The following is a 16,101-nucleotide window of genomic DNA, read 5'->3' as shown; positions in this document are numbered from 1 at the left end:
CGAGATTTATGAGCGGTTTCCGAGATTTATGAGCGGTTTCCGAGATTTATGAGCGGTTTCCGAGATTTATGAGCGCAACAGCTGCCGTTTGCCCTTCCGTAAGAGGGCAAGTCTAGTTCTTTGCGCTGTCTGGCACTTTGCCTTATGGTTAAGGGAACGAAATGCGAGGGAGATGGCGCAGATGGAATCCATTTACGACTTTACTGTTCAGAAAACAGACGGGACCGGACAATCGCTGGCTGAGTTTGAGGGGAAGCCGCTGCTGATCGTCAATACGGCGAGCAAATGCGGCTTCGTCAAGCAGTTCGATGAGCTGGAGGAAGTGTATGAAATGTATAAGGATCAGGGCTTGGTCGTGCTCGGTTTCCCGTCGGACAACTTTAACAATCAGGAGTTCGATACGAGTGGCGAGGCGGAGGAATTCTGCCGGATGAATTATGGCGTGACATTTCCGGTCTATGCGAAAGTGGATGTCAAAGGGGATCAGGCGGAGCCGCTGTTCCAGTACTTAACTTCGCAGAAAAAGGGCATGCTGACAGAGGGCATCAAATGGAACTTCACGAAGTTCCTCGTCGACCGGGATGGCCAAGTGGTCGGCCGGTTCGCACCGACGACCGGACCGCTGAAAATGAAGGACGCGATCGAGAAGCTGGTGTAACTGAAAAGCGGCAATACTTTTACTTATCGGTGTGTCCTTGACACGCTATTGTGCCGCTGATAACCTATTATCTAATATTTATCCGAAACTACAAGGGGGCGTCAGGCATGTGGGAAACGAAGTTTGCGCGGGAAGGACTAACATTTGACGATGTGCTGTTAATACCGGGAGAATCCGAAGTGCTGCCGAAAGATGTCTCGCTGTCCGTCCAGCTGTCGGAAACGGTGAAGTTGAATGTGCCGTTGATCAGTGCAGGGATGGATACGGTGACCGAGTCGAAGATGGCGATTGCAATGGCGCGTCAGGGAGGACTCGGCGTCATCCATAAGAACATGAGCATCGAGGAGCAGGCGGAGCAGGTTGTGACGGTCAAACGCTCGGAAAACGGCGTCATCACCAATCCGTTCTTCCTGACACCGGAGCACCAAGTATACGACGCGGAGCACCTGATGGGGAAATACCGGATTTCGGGTGTGCCCATTGTCGATACGCTTGATAACCAGAAACTCGTCGGCATCATCACAAACCGTGATATGCGGTTCATCCAGGATTATTCCATCCTCATTTCGGACGTCATGACGAAAGAGGAACTGGTGACAGCGCCAGTCGGCACGACGCTTGACGATGCAGAGAAGATCTTGCAGCAGCATAAGATCGAGAAACTGCCGATCGTCGATGAAGACGGCCACTTGTCAGGTTTGATCACCATCAAGGATATCGAGAAGGTCATCGAGTTCCCGAATGCGGCGAAAGACCAGCACGGCCGGCTGCTCGTGGCGGCGGCTGTCGGTGTGACGTCCGATACGATGGTGCGGGTTGAGAAACTCGTGGAAGCGGAAGTCGACGCAATCGTCATCGATACGGCACACGGCCATTCGAAAGGCGTGCTCGACATGGTGAAGAAGATCCGGGACACGTATCCGGAACTGTCCATCATCGCAGGTAACGTTGCCACAGCGGCAGCGACGGCAGCTCTTTACGAAGCAGGCGCTGACGTCGTGAAGGTCGGTATCGGTCCAGGTTCGATCTGTACGACACGCGTCGTCGCAGGCGTCGGTGTACCGCAGATCACGGCGGTCTATGACTGTGCTGAGGAAGCACGGAAACAAGGAAAGACGATCATCGCGGACGGCGGCATCAAGTTCTCCGGCGATATCGTGAAAGCACTTGCGGCAGGCGGACATGCAGTCATGCTCGGCAGTCTATTGGCCGGCACGACGGAAAGCCCGGGCGAGACGGAGATCTACCAGGGACGGACGTTCAAAGTGTACCGCGGCATGGGCTCGGTCTCGTCTATGGAACGCGGTTCGAAAGACCGGTATTTCCAGGAAGACGCGAAAAAGCTCGTCCCGGAAGGCATCGAAGGGCGCATGCCGTACAAGGGCTCCCTTTCCGACACCGTGCACCAGCTGATCGGCGGCATCCGTGCCGGCATGGGCTACTGCGGAACGAAAGATCTCCATACGCTGCGGGAAGAAGCGCAGTTCATCCGCATGACGGGGGCGGGCTTGCGCGAAAGCCACCCGCACCAAGTCCAGATCACGAAGGAAGCACCGAACTATACGATCTCCTGATTCTCAGCAAATCAGGAACTTCAGCACCTTTCAGCCGTCCTATATGGGCGGAAAGGTGCTTTTTTTTGTTTTCACTCCATGGCCGGGATGAGGTATGATAGACTATGGGAGTAAATCGCAGTAACGGGGGTAGAAATGTGAAGAAGATGAAGAACAGATGGCTGTCCGTGCTATGTTCAGCAGTATTGCTGATCACGTTGTTCGGGGCGTCCACCGCACAGGCGGATACATCGCTCGGCCTGCACGTCGATGGTGCAATCCTGATTGACGCAGACAGCGGGAAGATTTTGTACGAACAGAACGCCGATGCACCTCTTGGACTTGCGAGTATGTCGAAAATGATGGTCGAATACTTGCTGTTCGAAGCCATTGATGAAGGAAAGATCAAGTGGGACCAGCAGTACAAAGTGACGGATTATACATATGCTGTTTCGCAGGACCGCAGTTTAAGTAACGTGCCGCTCCGCCGCGACGGCTCGTATTCCATCAAGGAATTGTACGAAGCTTTGGCAATTTACTCGGCAAATGCTGCGACCATTGCCATTGCTGAAACGATTGCGGGTACGGAAACCGAATTTGTGAAGATGATGAATGAAAAAGCGAAGGAACTCGGATTGACGGATTATAAATTCGTCAACTCGACAGGCTTGAACAATGCCAACTTGCAGGGCATGCATCCGGAAGGGACAGGTCCTGATGATGAGAACGTCATGCCGGCGAAGTCGGTCGCGAAATTGGCATACTCATTGCTGCGCGACTATCCGCAAGTGCTTGATACGACAAAGATCACGACGAAGTATTTCCGTGAAGGAACGGACGACCAGACGAAGATGGACAACTGGAACTTCATGCTTCCCGGTTTCGTGAACGAATATGAAGGCGTTGACGGCCTGAAGACCGGTACAACGGATTTCGCTGGGTATTGCTTCACCGGGACGGCGGTGCGTGACGGCAAACGGGTCATCGCTGTAGTGATGAATGCCGTGGATGCAAACGGCAAAGGATCCTACAAAGCCCGTTTCGATGCGGCGCGCTCGCTGTTCGACTACGGCTTCAGCCAGTTCTCCGAAGTGGAGTTCGTGAAGGAAGGCTACCAGTTCAAAGGCAAGGAAACCCTCCCCGTGTTGAAAGGGAAGGAAAAAGAGACAGCCATCGAAGTGAAGGAACCGATCTCGATGCTGGTGAAGACGAGCGAAAAGGATCAGTACACACCGAAGCTCGTCATTGACAAGAAAAAGCTGAAAGACGGATCGCTTGAAGCACCTGTCAAAAAAGGGACTGTCGTAGGTCACGTGGAACTTGTGAAAAAAGACGGCTCCGAAGATTACGGATACGTCGATGGCACGAACGCAGGTGCCGACGTCGTGACGAAGGAAACTGTCGAGAAAGCGGGCTGGTTCTCGCTCGCCATGGGCGGCATCGGCCACTTCTTCTCCGGTCTCTGGGACAGCGCGAGCGGCTTCGTGAAAGGCCTCTTCAAGTAATCAACTCAATTCAAAAGGAACAGATGCGGTTTCATTCCGCACTGTTCCTTTTTTTCATGCCCCAGGCGGTCATCAGTTTGCGTACTCCTTCGATGATCTGCCCCTCTGTCAGACCGCCGAATCCGAGGAGGAACGACGGATTGCCGTCAGCCGGCTCAGATCGGTAGCTGTCCAGGCCGTACACCCGCACGCCTGCCTGCAGGGCGGCTTCCGCGAGAGTCGTCTCGGAACGGCCGTCCTGCACGGTTATGATGATGTGCATGCCGGCACCGTCACCGGAACAGCTGACAGCCGGTGCATACGGCGTGAGCTGCTCCATCAGCAGCTGCAGTTTCTTCCGGTACAGTTTCCGCATGCGGTTCAGGTGACGGGAGAACTGTCCTTCCTTCATGAAGCGGGCGAGCATGTGCTGGTCGAGCCGCGGGACGGTGGAGGCGTAGTGGATGAATGCACCGCGATACCGTTCGAGCAGCGGTTTCGGGAGCACCATGTACGCAATCCGCAGGGACGGCATGAGTGATTTCGAAAACGTGCTCAAGTAGATCACATTGTCGCCCCGGTCCATCCCCTGCAGTGCGGGGATCGGCCGTCCCGCATAACGGAATTCACCGTCGTAGTCGTCCTCGATGATAATATGTTCCGGACGTGCAGCCGACCAGTTCAGCAGGGCGGCCCTGCGCGCAGCAGACAGGACAGTGCCTGTCGGGAACTGATGGGAGGGGGTGACGTAAGCGACGGTCGCCTGTGAACGCTGCAGGGCGTCTGTATCGAGCCCTTCTTCGTCGACCGGGATTGCCACCGCGCTGCGCCGGTTATGGTCGAACACATGATGGGCGAGCGGGTAGCCCGGGTCCTCGACCGCATAGACGGCGTCTTCCCCGAGGATCCGGATGATGAGCGGGATGAGCTGTTCCGTCCCGGAGCCGACGATGAGCTGTTCGGGTGTACAGCGCACGCCGCGCGAATGATACAAGTAGGTCGCGATCTCCGTGCGCAGCTCCAGGTCGCCGTGCGGATCACCGAGCTGCAGCAGGTGGGCGTCCTGTTCATCGATGACGTCTTTTGCGACTTTGCGCCATCTGGAAAATGGGAACGACTCGGGGTCCACCATACCTGGCGAGAAATCGATCTCCGCTTTCAAGGGGGCCGGACGGGTCGTTTCCGTGTAGGCCGCAGGCTCTGTGTACGCGAGCTCTTCGATATCCTGGACGTAGTAGCCGCTCCGCGGAACGGCGGTGATGTAGCCTTCCGCGGTCAGCTGCCCGTATGCAAGCTCGATCGTCGTCTGACTGACGGCCAGGAATTCACTCAGCTTGCGTTTGGACGGAAGCCGCTTGCCGACGGGCACCCGCTGTTCCGTAATGTCGCGTTTCATCTGCATGTAAATCTGTTCATACAGCGGGAGGGCGTGTGTTTTATCCAGCAGGATGAGCCATTCTTCCATCGTCTTCCTCCGTTCCTGACCTGACGGATATGCTGTGAAAAGGAAATTTCGAGCAGGCCATACTGCCAGTATAGCGTATAGCGGCGATCTTTGAAGGGCAGCCTGTCCAAATACGCCACAAGGCTTGCCAAACGTGCGGCCATATAGTACAGTAAGGGTACTTTCATACAACAACACGATGAGGGGAAGCAGTAGCAGTTCCGTTTTCTAACCAGAGAGCCGGCGGGTGGTGCAAGCCGGTGGAAACGACTGTGAATCCGTCCCTGAGCAGCCGGGCTGAACGACCAGTAGGCCTGTGCCGGCACCGGAGCCGTTATTATCCTGGAGTGGATCAGCCGTGTGCTGGTTAAACTGGGTGGTACCGCGGGTAGTTCTCGTCCCTGATGTCAGGGGATGGAGGGCTTTTTTTGTGCCTGGAAACCGGAAATCGTTACTAAAAAAGGAGGAATTCAGATGCTGGATAGAAAAGTATTGCGTACGGATTTTGAAGGAGTGAAACAGAAGCTCGCGAAACGGGGAGAGGACATTTCGGAGCTAGACCGGTTCCCGGAACTGGACGATAAGCGCCGAGACCTGCTTGCCAAAGTGGAAGTGCTGAAGGCGGAGCGGAACGAAGTGTCCCAGCAAGTGGCTGAGTTAAAACGTAACAAGCAGGACGCAGACGAACTCGTACTCAAGATGCGCAAAGTCGGCGAAGACATCAAAGCCTATGACAATGAACTGCATGGAATCGAAGAGCAGCTCGACTACGTGCTCATGCGCATCCCGAACATCCCGCACGACAGCGTTCCGATGGGGGACAGCGAGGACGATAACGTGGAGATCCGGAAGTGGGGCGAGACACCGGAATTCAGCTACGAGCCGAAACCGCATTGGGAAATAGGCACGGGGCTCCAAATCCTCGACTTCGAACGGGCTGCAAAAGTGACGGGCAGCCGCTTCGTCTTCTACCGCGGACTCGGCGCGCGTCTTGAGCGTGCGCTCATCAACTTCATGATGGACCTTCATCAGGAGGAGCATGGTTATGAAGAGATGCTGCCGCCGTACCTCGTGAACCGGGCGAGCCTGACAGGTACAGGCCAGCTGCCGAAATTCGAAGAGGACGCGTTCCTCGTGCAGGAGGAGGATTATTTCCTCATTCCGACATCGGAAGTACCGGTGACGAATTTCTATCGTGATGAAATCCTGCCGGCGGATCTGCTGCCGAAAGCATTCGCGGCGTACAGCACGAACTTCCGCTCGGAGGCGGGTTCTGCCGGACGTGATACACGCGGTCTGATCCGCCAGCACCAGTTCAACAAAGTGGAACTCGTCCGTTTTGTGAAGCCGGAAGACTCATACGATGAACTCGAAAAGCTGACAGGTCATGCGGAGAAAGTGCTGCAGCTGCTGGAACTGCCGTATCGTGTCCTGAAGATGTGTACAGCAGACCTCGGCTTCACCGCAGCGAAGAAATACGACATCGAAGTATGGATCCCGACGCAGAACATGTATCGTGAAATTTCGTCTTGCTCGAACTTCGAGGACTTCCAGGCACGCCGGGCGAATATCCGGTTCCGTCGGGAAAAAGGCGGAAAGCCGGAATACGTCCACACGCTGAACGGCAGCGGACTCGCAGTCGGCCGGACAGTTGCGGCACTGCTTGAAAACAATCAGCAGGAAGACGGCTCGGTCCGGATTCCGGAAGTATTGCGTCCGTATATGGGCGGCCGGGAATTCATCACACCGGCAGAATGATCGTGAATTGAAAAAGCGGCACGGGAAGTCATTCAGCTTCCTGTGCCGCTTTTCGTTTTGCCGCTCTTTTCTTTTCCCGCAGGCTGCGGAAGAAATCGGAGAGCAGCGCGCCGCATTCTTCGCCAAGGACATTCTCCCGGACGTCGCATTCGTGGTTGAACCGCGGATCGTTCAGCAGCCGGTACAGCGAGTCCACACAGCCTGCCTTCGGATCACGGGCACCGTAAATGACGGTCGGGATCCGGGACTGCAGGATGGCTCCTGCACACATCGGACACGGCTCAAGCGTCACATAGAGCTCCGTCTCCTCGAGCCGCCAGCTGCCGATCACCGCACACGCATCCTGGATAGCGGACAGTTCCGCATGGGTAACCGCATTCTGCGTCGTCTCCCGCAAATTGTGCGCCCGGGCGATCACTTCATCCTGATGGACGATCACTGCGCCGATCGGCACTTCGCCGATCGCTTCCGCCTTTTTCGCTTCCTCGATCGCAAGCCTCATGAAATACTCATCGCGTTCCGTACTCGTCATCATCATCGCTCCTTGCTTTCAGTGTAGCATGTCGGCTTGAAAATGTTCCACGTGGAAAAAATGTCACACCTCATACAGCCTCCGCTGTGATAAACTAAAGGGACGACAGTAACTGAAAGACAGGAGCGTTTGTCATGACCATTCCGTTCATCGCAGTGGAGGGGCCGATCGGTGTCGGCAAGTCCACCTTATCGAAAGCGATCGCCGATACGCAGCAGTTCCATCTGCTCATGGAAATCGTCGATGAAAACCCATTTCTCAACAAATTTTACGACGACATAGAAGAATGGAGCTTCCAGACGGAGATGTTCTTCCTCTGCAACCGGTACAAGCAGCTGGGCGACATTCAAAAGCATTACTTGGCGGCTGATAAACCGGTCGTTGCCGATTACCATATTTTCAAGAATCTCATCTTCGCGAAGCGCAGCCTTTCCGACAGCGATTATGCGAAGTACGAACAGATCTACAGCATCCTGACGCAAGGGATGCCGGTGCCGAACGTCATCGTCTACCTGCACGCGAGCCTCGAGACACTCATGAAGCGCATCGCCATGCGGGGACGCGATTATGAGCGCGGCATGGATCCGGAATACATGCGCAGGCTGTCGGCAGACTACGAGACGTTCATCGGAGAGTTCGAACAGCAGCATCCGGACATTCCGGTGCTCCGCTTTAATGGAGATGAACTCGATTTCGTCGCCAATGCCCGCGACCGTGAATACATCCTGGATGCCGTCACGGCGGCACTTCAGAAAGAAGGAGTCAACCCATGAACCTACGAGAAAAATACGGCATTCCGCAAAACGCAGTCATCACGATCGCCGGTACGGTCGGCGTCGGGAAATCGACGATGACCACGGCGCTTGCCCAGGCACTCGGTTTCCGCACGTCTTTCGAAAAAGTCGATCAGAACCCATACTTGGATAAATTCTACGAAGACTTCAAGAAGTGGAGCTTCCACCTGCAGATCTATTTCTTAGCCGAACGGTTCAAGGAACAGAAGCGTATCTTCGAATACGGCGGCGGCTTCGTACAGGACCGTTCCATCTACGAAGACACAGGCATCTTCGCCCGCATGCACATGGAAGAAGGCACGATGGACCCGGTCGACTATGAAACGTATACGAACCTGTTCGATGCCATGGTGATGACGCCGTACTTCCCGCATCCTGACCTGCTGATCTACCTGGAAGGACCAATCGACTCCATCATCGACCGCATCCACGAACGAGGCCGGGAGATGGAGCAGGAGACGCCGATCAGCTATTGGGAAGAGATGCATGCCCGCTACGAAACGTGGATCGATTCATTCAGCGCCTGCCCCGTCCTCCGACTCGACATTAACGACTACGATTTGCTGACGAATGCACACGAAGTCGAACTCATCGTCGAGAAGATCGGCGGTATTCTGACCAAAACAGCGGCTTTGCGCGGCTGAAATAATTCCCTTTCCCGACACCTCTCGAGTGGTCTGGAAAGGGTTTTTCTCTTTTCCGGCGAATGAAGAGAAGAATGGAAATGTTCATGGAACAGGCTGGAACCTGCATACAAAGGAGCGGATCATAATGACAACTCAGGAGATCAACACATCAGAGTACGCTGAACAGCTCGAGACCCGATACGCGGAAGCGAGCCGGCGCGGAGAATTTTACATACAGGAAGGCACGATCTATTTCGACGGCAACTCCCTCGGACTGCTGTCCAAGCGGGCGGAAGCGTCACTGCTCGCCATGATGGATGCATGGAAGCGGCATGGGATCGACGGCTGGACGCAAGGGGAGAAGCCGTGGTTCCATCTGTCCGAACAGATCGGGGGATCGATGGCGCCTTTGGTCGGCGCAAAGCCGGTATCCGTCATCGCTACCGGATCGACGACGTCCAACCTGCATCAGCTGCTCGCAACGTTTTTCAAGCCGGAGGAAGGCCGGACGAAAATCGTGGCGGATGAACTTAATTTCCCGACGGATATTTACGCGATCCAAAGCCAGCTGAAGCTGCACGGGCTGGATCCTGCCGAGCATCTTATCCAGGTGAAGAGCCGGGACGGCCAGACATTGACGACAGAAGACATCATCGGCGCGCTGACGGACGATACGGCGATCGTCATCCTGTCGGGTGTTCTTTATCGGAGCGGCCAAGTGCTCGATATGGCGCGTATCACGGAAGCGGCGCATGAGCGCGGAATCCTCGCCGGGTTCGACTTGTGTCATTCGATCGGCTCCATCCCGCATACACTCGATGACTGGGATGTCGACTTTGCATTCTGGTGCACGTACAAACATCTGAATGGCGGACCGGGCGCAACGGGCGGCCTGTATGTCAATGAACGCCATTTCGGCACGGCGCCGGGGCTTGCCGGCTGGTTCGGATCGGATAAGGACCGGCAGTTCGACTTGGCACACACGTTCACGCCGGCAGCGGACGCAGGCGCCCTGCAGATGGGCACGCCGCATCTGCTGAGCGCAGCTCCGCTCATCGGCTCGCTCGAACTGCTGAACGAAGTCGGCATTGGAGCGATCCGGGAACGGTCGCTCGCGCTGACAGGGTATTTGCAGCAACTCATCCAGCTGGAGCTGGCGGCATACGGATTCACGGTCGCGAGTCCGGCTGGCGACACGGAACGGGGCGGGCACGTCTTCCTCGTCCATCCGGAAGCGGCCCGTATTTGCAAGGCGCTGAAAGCGAACGGACTCATCCCGGACTTCCGGGCGCCGAACGGCATCCGTCTCGCACCGGTCGCGCTGTACAACACATTCGAAGAAGTGCGGAGCGCCGTGCAGCTGCTGAAACGGATCATGGAAGAGGAACAGTACAAGCAGTTCGAAAACAAACGGGACGTGGTCGCATGACGGAAAGGGGTGCAGGCATGAACAGAGGGATATCGGATCTGAACTTGGACAATGAGGCGATCCACACGGATTTCAAGAAAGACATGACGTACGGGGAATACTTGAATCTCGACAAGATCCTGTCGGCGCAGGAACGGCTGTCGGGCCACCACGACGAAATGCTCTTCATCATCATCCATCAGGTGAGCGAATTGTGGATGAAACTGACGCTGCATGAGCTCAACGAGGCCATTTCGGCGATCGACACTGGGGAGATGCAGTCGGCTTTCAAAAAGCTCGCGCGTGTAACGAAAATCCAGTCGCAGATCATCCAGGCATGGGATGTGCTGTCGACGATGACGCCTGCGGAATACTTGGAGTTCCGGGATTCCCTCGGCAAAGCCTCAGGATTCCAGTCGTACCAGTACCGGCTCATCGAATTCGCCCTCGGCTACAAGTCGCCGCACATTTTGAAGATCTACGAGAAAGACCCTGAAGTACATGCGATGCTCGAAACAGCGATCGCGCAGCCGAGCCTATACGACGTCGCCATCCGGGCACTCAGCCGGGCCGGCCTGCCGATCAACCCGGAGCTGCTCGACCGGGACTTCCGCAAGACGTACGCCGGAGACCCGACCGTAGCGGCCGCCTGGGAGACGGTGTACCGGGACGTCGAGACGTACTGGGATCTGTACCAGCTCGCGGAGAAGCTCGTCGACGTCGAAGACTGGCTGCAGCAGTGGCGGTTCCGTCACATGAAGACCGTCGAGCGGATCATCGGCTTCAAGACCGGTACCGGCGGCTCATCGGGCGTGAACTACTTGCGCCACGTCCTCGACCACCGCTTCTTCCCGGAACTGTGGGATCTGCGGACAACCCTATAACTGATTACTAGCATTAATCGGAATCACTAATCGGTAACACCCGTAAGGAGGCGGCGTATGGAAGGCAACAAGAAGACCGAACAATGGTCCTCAAAACTCGGATTCATCTTATCATCCGCCGGCGCGGCGATCGGCCTCGGAGCCATCTGGAAGTTCCCCTATGTCACAGGGATGAGCGGCGGCGGGGCGTTTTTCCTGCTGTTCGTCGTCTTCACGCTCGTCATCGGACTGCCGATGCTGCTGTCGGAATTCATCATCGGGCGGGGGACCGGCAAAGAAGCCGTCAGCGCTTACAAACAGCTCGCTCCGCGCAGCCTATGGGTCTGGACTGGACGGCTTGGGGTCGTCGGCTGCTTCCTGCTACTGTCGTTCTACAGTGTCGTCGGCGGCTGGGTGCTCGTCTACAGCGGGCTGTCCATCCCGGGACGCATTATCGGAGAAGGCGCGGATTACGGCGCGCTGTTCGGTACGGTGACCGGCTCCGCCGCCATCACTCTGATTGGCCTGCTGTTGTTCACACTCATAAACGTTATCATCGTAGCGTCAGGCGTCCAGAACGGCATCGAGCGGGCGAACAAGTTCATGATGCCGCTGCTGTTCCTGTTCTTCATCATTCTGGTGATCCGGTCGCTGACGCTCGACGGGGCAATGGAAGGCGTGAAGTTCTTCCTGTCTCCGGATTTCTCGAAGATCAACGCGGAAGCCGTCTTATATGCGCTCGGTCAGTCGTTCTTTTCACTGGCCGTCGGATTTTCGTGCATGGTGACGTACAGTTCGTACTTGAAAAAAGACGTCAGCCTGCGCTCATCCGCCGGCTCCGTCGTCGGGATGAACATCTTCGTCTCACTGCTCGCGGGTCTCGCCATCTTCCCGGTCGTGTTCGCGTTCGGCATGCAGCCGGACGAAGGACCGGGGCTGCTGTTCATGGTGCTGCCGGAAGTGTTCGGACAGATGCCGTTCGGCGAACTGTTCCTTGCGCTGTTCCTGCTGCTGTTCCTGTTTGCGACGCTGACATCTTCGTTCAGCTTGTTCGAGATCATCGTCGCGGCGCTTACGGCGGACGGCAGACGGTCACGGACAGCGGTCACGTGGCTCATCGGGCTGATCGTGTTCATCGCGGCGATCCCGTCCGCGTTGTCATCGAGTGCCCTGTCGTCATTCACACTGTTCGGTAAAAGTATTTTCGACAACACGGACTACCTCGTCAGTAACGTGATGCTGCCGCTCGGCAACCTGCTGATCGCGCTGTTCATCATCCACCGTATGGATCGGGCGTTGGTCGAGAAGGAGTTCAACTTGAGTGCGGCCGCTTCTCCCGTCCTGTTCAAGGCGTGGAAAGTGCTGATGACCATCGTTGTGCCGGTCGTCATCGCCGTCGTGTTTCTGAGCGGTCTTCTCGTGGAAGGATAAGAGAAAGAGAGGATGAAGCACATGAAGGTCAAAGAGTGGATCGACATTACGCAGCTGCTCAGCAATGACATTGCCGAGTGGCCGGGGGATACACCGTTTCAGTATGAGCTGTCGTTTACGAAAGAGCAGACGGGCTCCGTCAATATTGGGCAGCTGACGATGAGCGTCCATACGGGCACACACATCGATGCCCCGTTCCATTATGATGAACACGGCAAGAAGGTGCATGAGCTCGACCTTGGCCTGTACATGGGGCCTGCGGTGGTCGTCGATGCAGCCGGCCATGCGGAAATCGGCCAGGCTGAACTGGAAGGCACCGACTTCAAAGGGGCGGAGCGGGTGCTGTTGAAAACTGGCGGTCATCCGGATCCGACCGTATTCCCGGAACACTACCCAGTGCTGAAGCCGGACATCGGACCGTTCCTGAAAGAGCACGGTATCCGGCTGATCGGTGTGGACGTGCCATCGGTGGACGCGGTCGACAGCAAGACGATGGATGCCCATCATGCGCTGTACGACAACAACATTCACATTCTTGAAAACATCGTCCTGACCGAAGCGGAACCGGGGCTGTACGAACTGATCGCCCTGCCGCTGAAACTCGCCGGGTCCGACGGCAGTCCGGTACGCGCTGTACTGCGTCCCGCCGGAGGAATCATCATCGAATAACCGAAAAAAGCTGCCGGGAGACCATTCTCCCGGCAGCTTTCATTTATGAGGCAGGTATCGCAGTCTGCGTGAAGAATTCTTCGTAGAGCGCTCGCAGAACAGCGGTTTCGTCTTGCTTATGGACTCCGAAGACGAGGCTCACTTCCGTGGATCCCTGGTTGATCATCTGGATGCTGACGCCGGCTTTACGGATGGCGTCCGCTGCCCGGGCGGTCAGGCCGACCGTATCCCGCATCCGTTCTCCGACGAGGACGACCATCGAATAGCTCCGGCGGAAATACGCATCATCCGCTTCCAGCTCTTCTGTTACCCGCTGCAAGATGCGGGCCTCTTTTTCTTCCGATAAAAATGTATCCCGGATAATGACAGACATGTTGTCGATGCCGGACGGTGTATGCTCAAACGGGATTTCTTCCTCTTCGAGAATTTGCAGCAGCCGGCGTCCAAAGCCGATCTCGATATTCATCAGATACTTGTCGACGAACAGTGTAGTGAAACCGTCATCTGCTGCAATGCCGACGACAGGCTGTGTTCCGCATTCCCGTTCTTTGACAATCATCGTGCCGGGCGCTTCCGGATTGTTCGTGTTCTTGATGCATACCGGAATGGACTTCAGAAACGCGGGCCGCAGCGCTTCGTCGTGGAAGACGGAGAATCCGGCGTAGGACAGCTCCCTCATTTCCCGGTAGGTCAGCGTATGGATGCCGCACGGACGGTCGATGACATGCGGATTCGCTGAGAAGACCGAGTCGACATCGGTGAAGTTTTCGTACAGCTCGGCGCCGGTCGCCGCAGCGAGCAAGGATCCGGTGATGTCCGACCCGCCCCGATTGAAAGTACGGAGTGTTCCGTCTTTTGTGAATCCGAAGAATCCGGGAAACACGACGACACCCGGCTGATCGGCCAGCTTGGCAAGCAAGGCTTCGCCTTCCGGCAGCGCCTGCACCCGTTTCGGCCGTTCGGTGACGAGGAGGCCGCCTTCAAGCGGGCTGATGTAGACCGCTTCGGTGCCGATCGACTGCAGGTAGGCCGCAATCAGCTTCGCATTATTGTCCTCGCCGGACGCTTTCAGGGTATCCATGAACAAGACGGGATCTTCCATATCCCCGCCGAGCCGGCTTCGTAAGTCTTCTTCAATGAGAGACATCACATCGTTCCCGAGATGGAGTTCCGCCGCGATATCGCGGTAGCGGGCGAGCACCAATTGCAGCTGCTCTTCGGCGTCGCCCCCCGTCAATGCTCGTTCTGCCAGCATGATGAGCAGGTCGGTCACTTTGGTGTCATCGGGCTCCCGTTTGCCGGGGGCGGAGACGACGACGATCTTGCGGGATGGATCCGCCTGGAGGATGGCGGCCACTTTTTTTATCTGCTGGGCGGACGCGACGGACGTTCCGCCGAATTTACAAACTTTCATGTCACCAGATCCAATCTTTAATATAGTATGAGTAGTGTGATATATTGAATAACAATATCACGTTACGGTTGTCCTGTGAAGACTTTCTCTTTATAATGGCTGTATGCTTTTGTCTTTGCATACAGGACAAATGTTTTTACATAGTGTACATACGGTGAGGAGAATCGTCAAATGAAAAAAGAAATAGGAATCGGCTTGCTCGGCTTCGGTGTTGTCGGCAGCGGAGTGGCCAAGATTTTGCATCATCATCAGGAAGACCTGACGTATAAATTGGGAGTGCCCGTGGCCATCCGCCGTGTGCTCATCCAGAACAAACAGAAACAACGGGAGACGGTTCTGCCAAAGGACGTCTTCACCGATTCACTGGATGATTTGCTAAATGACGAATCGATCGACATCATCGTCGAAGTGTTTGGTGGCATGAATCACGCAAAATCCGCTATGGAACGGGCACTGAAAGCGGGCAAAGGTGTTGTCACAGCGAACAAGGATGTCATGGCAGTGCACGGCCGGGAACTGCTGTCGCTCGCTGATCAGAACGGTTGCGATCTGTTTTACGAAGCGAGCGTTGGCGGTGGGATTCCGCTCATCCGGACGCTTGAAGACGGACTTGCTTCCGACCGGATCACGTCCCTGCTCGGCATCGTCAACGGAACGACGAACTTCATCCTGACGAAGATGAAACACGAGAAGAAAACATACGAGGAAGCGCTCGCGGAAGCGACAGAGCTTGGGTTTGCGGAAGCCGATCCGACGGCGGACGTCGGCGGCATCGATGCCGCCCGCAAGATGGCGATCCTCGCGTCGCTGTCATTCTCCGAGGAAGTGCAGCTCGATGACGTATATGTACGCGGGATGGACGCAATCGAAGACGGCGACCTGGAACTTGCCGAACAGTTCGGCTATACGGTCAAGATGGCGGGTTCCGCGAAGAAGGACGAGCAAGGCGTCGAAGTGTCGGTGGAGCCGGTATTCTTCCCGAATGAGCACCCGCTCGCGTCCGTTAACAACGAATTCAATGCGGTATATGTACGCGGTGCAGCTGTCGGCGAGACGATGTTCTACGGACCGGGCGCAGGCTCTCTGCCGACGGCGACGTCTGTCACGGCGGACATCGTGGCGGCCTGCCGGAACTTGCTGCTCGGCGTGAACGGCAAACGGGTCCACTCGTACCAATATGAGCGCAAAGTGAAGGCGGATGACCAGAAGTTCGCCCGGTATTTCCACCGGATCTCCGTCCAAGACGAAATCGGCGTGCTGTCCCGGTTGTCCGCGATCTACAGTAAGAACGGCGCGAGTCTTGCGACGGTGATCCAGCATGCGAACCCGAACCGGGAAGACGCGGACCTGATCTTCATTACCCATGCGATTTCCCGCAAGCAGCACTTGGACGTACTGAACGAATTAAAAACCGCACCACAGGTCAATGGCGTCCTGAGCCATTACCGGATTGAGGGGGACTGAATG

Annotated in this window: 14 protein-coding genes and 1 other annotated feature; of the genes, 11 read left to right on the top strand and 3 right to left on the bottom strand. The window is 56.1% G+C overall.

The annotated features are described in order from the left end of the window. The first annotated feature begins 181 nt into the window (after nucleotides 1-181). The 3 genes from NFU03_RS14785 (at nucleotide 182) to NFU03_RS14775 (ending at nucleotide 3,716) form a co-directional block, all read left to right on the top strand. Nucleotides 182-658, top strand: coding sequence for a glutathione peroxidase (locus tag NFU03_RS14785; RefSeq protein ID WP_251639886.1), 477 nt, complete (start codon nucleotides 182-184; stop codon nucleotides 656-658). A 107-nt stretch (nucleotides 659-765) separates the two neighbouring features. Further along, nucleotides 766-2,232 carry an IMP dehydrogenase gene (guaB, locus tag NFU03_RS14780; protein WP_251639885.1) on the top strand — a complete coding sequence of 489 codons (1,467 nt, stop codon included), beginning with the start codon at nucleotides 766-768 and terminating at the stop codon, nucleotides 2,230-2,232. A 137-nt stretch (nucleotides 2,233-2,369) separates the two neighbouring features. After that, nucleotides 2,370-3,716 carry a serine hydrolase gene (locus NFU03_RS14775; protein ID WP_398290501.1) on the top strand — a complete coding sequence of 449 codons (1,347 nt, stop codon included), beginning with the start codon at nucleotides 2,370-2,372 and terminating at the stop codon, nucleotides 3,714-3,716. A 31-nt stretch (nucleotides 3,717-3,747) separates the two neighbouring features. On the opposite strand, the gene pdxR is transcribed toward NFU03_RS14775, so the two are convergent. Beyond that, nucleotides 3,748-5,160 (bottom strand): MocR-like pyridoxine biosynthesis transcription factor PdxR, encoded by a 1,413-nt coding sequence (pdxR, locus tag NFU03_RS14770; protein ID WP_251639884.1) that lies wholly within the window; start codon nucleotides 5,158-5,160, stop codon nucleotides 3,748-3,750. Between the two features lie 169 nt (nucleotides 5,161-5,329). Next, nucleotides 5,330-5,545: a binding site (T-box leader), on the top strand. Between the two features lie 68 nt (nucleotides 5,546-5,613). Between pdxR and serS the strand changes: the two genes are divergently transcribed. Next, the gene (gene serS, locus NFU03_RS14765; RefSeq protein ID WP_251639883.1) at nucleotides 5,614-6,897 is read left to right on the top strand and encodes a serine--tRNA ligase; all 1,284 of its coding nucleotides are present in this window, start codon (nucleotides 5,614-5,616) and stop codon (nucleotides 6,895-6,897) included. A 28-nt stretch (nucleotides 6,898-6,925) separates the two neighbouring features. Here the strand turns inward: serS and tadA are convergent, their stop codons facing one another. Then, complete coding sequence (gene tadA / locus NFU03_RS14760; protein WP_251639882.1) at nucleotides 6,926-7,429, bottom strand: tRNA adenosine(34) deaminase TadA; 504 nt, start codon at nucleotides 7,427-7,429, stop codon at nucleotides 6,926-6,928. Between the two features lie 134 nt (nucleotides 7,430-7,563). Here tadA and NFU03_RS14755 point away from each other — a divergent pair, with 134 nt between their 5' ends. From NFU03_RS14755 to kynB, 6 genes are all read left to right on the top strand, one after another. Continuing rightward, nucleotides 7,564-8,202, top strand: coding sequence for a deoxynucleoside kinase (locus NFU03_RS14755; RefSeq protein WP_251639881.1), 639 nt, complete (start codon nucleotides 7,564-7,566; stop codon nucleotides 8,200-8,202). Beyond that, on the top strand, nucleotides 8,199-8,867 hold the full coding sequence (locus NFU03_RS14750; protein WP_251639880.1) for a deoxynucleoside kinase: 669 nt from the start codon (nucleotides 8,199-8,201) through the stop codon (nucleotides 8,865-8,867). Before NFU03_RS14755 ends, NFU03_RS14750 begins: the two co-directional genes overlap by 4 nt. Before the next feature lie 127 nt (nucleotides 8,868-8,994). Then, the gene (kynU, locus tag NFU03_RS14745; protein ID WP_251639879.1) at nucleotides 8,995-10,278 is read left to right on the top strand and encodes a kynureninase; all 1,284 of its coding nucleotides are present in this window, start codon (nucleotides 8,995-8,997) and stop codon (nucleotides 10,276-10,278) included. A gap of 17 nt (nucleotides 10,279-10,295) precedes the next feature. Next, on the top strand, nucleotides 10,296-11,141 hold the full coding sequence (gene kynA, locus NFU03_RS14740) for a tryptophan 2,3-dioxygenase (protein WP_251639878.1): 846 nt from the start codon (nucleotides 10,296-10,298) through the stop codon (nucleotides 11,139-11,141). A 57-nt stretch (nucleotides 11,142-11,198) separates the two neighbouring features. Then, nucleotides 11,199-12,551 carry a sodium-dependent transporter gene (locus tag NFU03_RS14735; RefSeq protein ID WP_251639877.1) on the top strand — a complete coding sequence of 451 codons (1,353 nt, stop codon included), beginning with the start codon at nucleotides 11,199-11,201 and terminating at the stop codon, nucleotides 12,549-12,551. A 21-nt stretch (nucleotides 12,552-12,572) separates the two neighbouring features. Then, nucleotides 12,573-13,220 carry an arylformamidase gene (kynB, locus tag NFU03_RS14730; protein ID WP_251639891.1) on the top strand — a complete coding sequence of 216 codons (648 nt, stop codon included), beginning with the start codon at nucleotides 12,573-12,575 and terminating at the stop codon, nucleotides 13,218-13,220. Nucleotides 13,221-13,263: 43 nt separating this feature from the next. Here kynB and NFU03_RS14725 read toward each other — a convergent pair whose 3' ends face one another. Then, nucleotides 13,264-14,634 carry an aspartate kinase gene (locus tag NFU03_RS14725; protein WP_251639876.1) on the bottom strand — a complete coding sequence of 457 codons (1,371 nt, stop codon included), beginning with the start codon at nucleotides 14,632-14,634 and terminating at the stop codon, nucleotides 13,264-13,266. 171 nt (nucleotides 14,635-14,805) lie between these two features. On the opposite strand from NFU03_RS14725, the gene NFU03_RS14720 reads away from it, so the two are divergent. Further along, the gene (locus NFU03_RS14720; protein ID WP_251639875.1) at nucleotides 14,806-16,098 is read left to right on the top strand and encodes a homoserine dehydrogenase; all 1,293 of its coding nucleotides are present in this window, start codon (nucleotides 14,806-14,808) and stop codon (nucleotides 16,096-16,098) included. Nucleotides 16,099-16,101 lie beyond the last annotated feature (3 nt).

It is taken from the genome of Sporosarcina sp. NCCP-2716, from assembly GCF_023707985.1.
Classification (GTDB): Bacteria; Bacillota; Bacilli; order Bacillales_A; family Planococcaceae; genus Sporosarcina.
The sequence above is the reverse complement of the archived record's forward strand: the minus strand, read 5'-3'. Positions and strand labels throughout refer to the sequence as shown.

What these genes read in the sequence shown, in the direction of transcription:
- kynA (WP_251639878.1), top strand. Translation starts at nt 10,296, where the DNA reads ATGAACAGAGGGATATCGGATCTGAACTTGGACAATGAGGCGATCCAC.
- kynB (WP_251639891.1), top strand. Translation starts at nt 12,573, where the DNA reads ATGAAGGTCAAAGAGTGGATCGACATTACGCAGCTGCTCAGCAATGAC.
- tadA (WP_251639882.1), bottom strand. Translation starts at nt 7,429, where the DNA reads ATGACGAGTACGGAACGCGATGAGTATTTCATGAGGCTTGCGATCGAG.
- kynU (WP_251639879.1), top strand. Translation starts at nt 8,995, where the DNA reads ATGACAACTCAGGAGATCAACACATCAGAGTACGCTGAACAGCTCGAG.
- NFU03_RS14755 (WP_251639881.1), top strand. Translation starts at nt 7,564, where the DNA reads ATGACCATTCCGTTCATCGCAGTGGAGGGGCCGATCGGTGTCGGCAAG.
- serS (WP_251639883.1), top strand. Translation starts at nt 5,614, where the DNA reads ATGCTGGATAGAAAAGTATTGCGTACGGATTTTGAAGGAGTGAAACAG.
- NFU03_RS14750 (WP_251639880.1), top strand. Translation starts at nt 8,199, where the DNA reads ATGAACCTACGAGAAAAATACGGCATTCCGCAAAACGCAGTCATCACG.
- NFU03_RS14785 (WP_251639886.1), top strand. Translation starts at nt 182, where the DNA reads ATGGAATCCATTTACGACTTTACTGTTCAGAAAACAGACGGGACCGGA.
- NFU03_RS14725 (WP_251639876.1), bottom strand. Translation starts at nt 14,634, where the DNA reads ATGAAAGTTTGTAAATTCGGCGGAACGTCCGTCGCGTCCGCCCAGCAG.
- NFU03_RS14735 (WP_251639877.1), top strand. Translation starts at nt 11,199, where the DNA reads ATGGAAGGCAACAAGAAGACCGAACAATGGTCCTCAAAACTCGGATTC.
- pdxR (WP_251639884.1), bottom strand. Translation starts at nt 5,160, where the DNA reads ATGGAAGAATGGCTCATCCTGCTGGATAAAACACACGCCCTCCCGCTG.
- guaB (WP_251639885.1), top strand. Translation starts at nt 766, where the DNA reads ATGTGGGAAACGAAGTTTGCGCGGGAAGGACTAACATTTGACGATGTG.
- NFU03_RS14720 (WP_251639875.1), top strand. Translation starts at nt 14,806, where the DNA reads ATGAAAAAAGAAATAGGAATCGGCTTGCTCGGCTTCGGTGTTGTCGGC.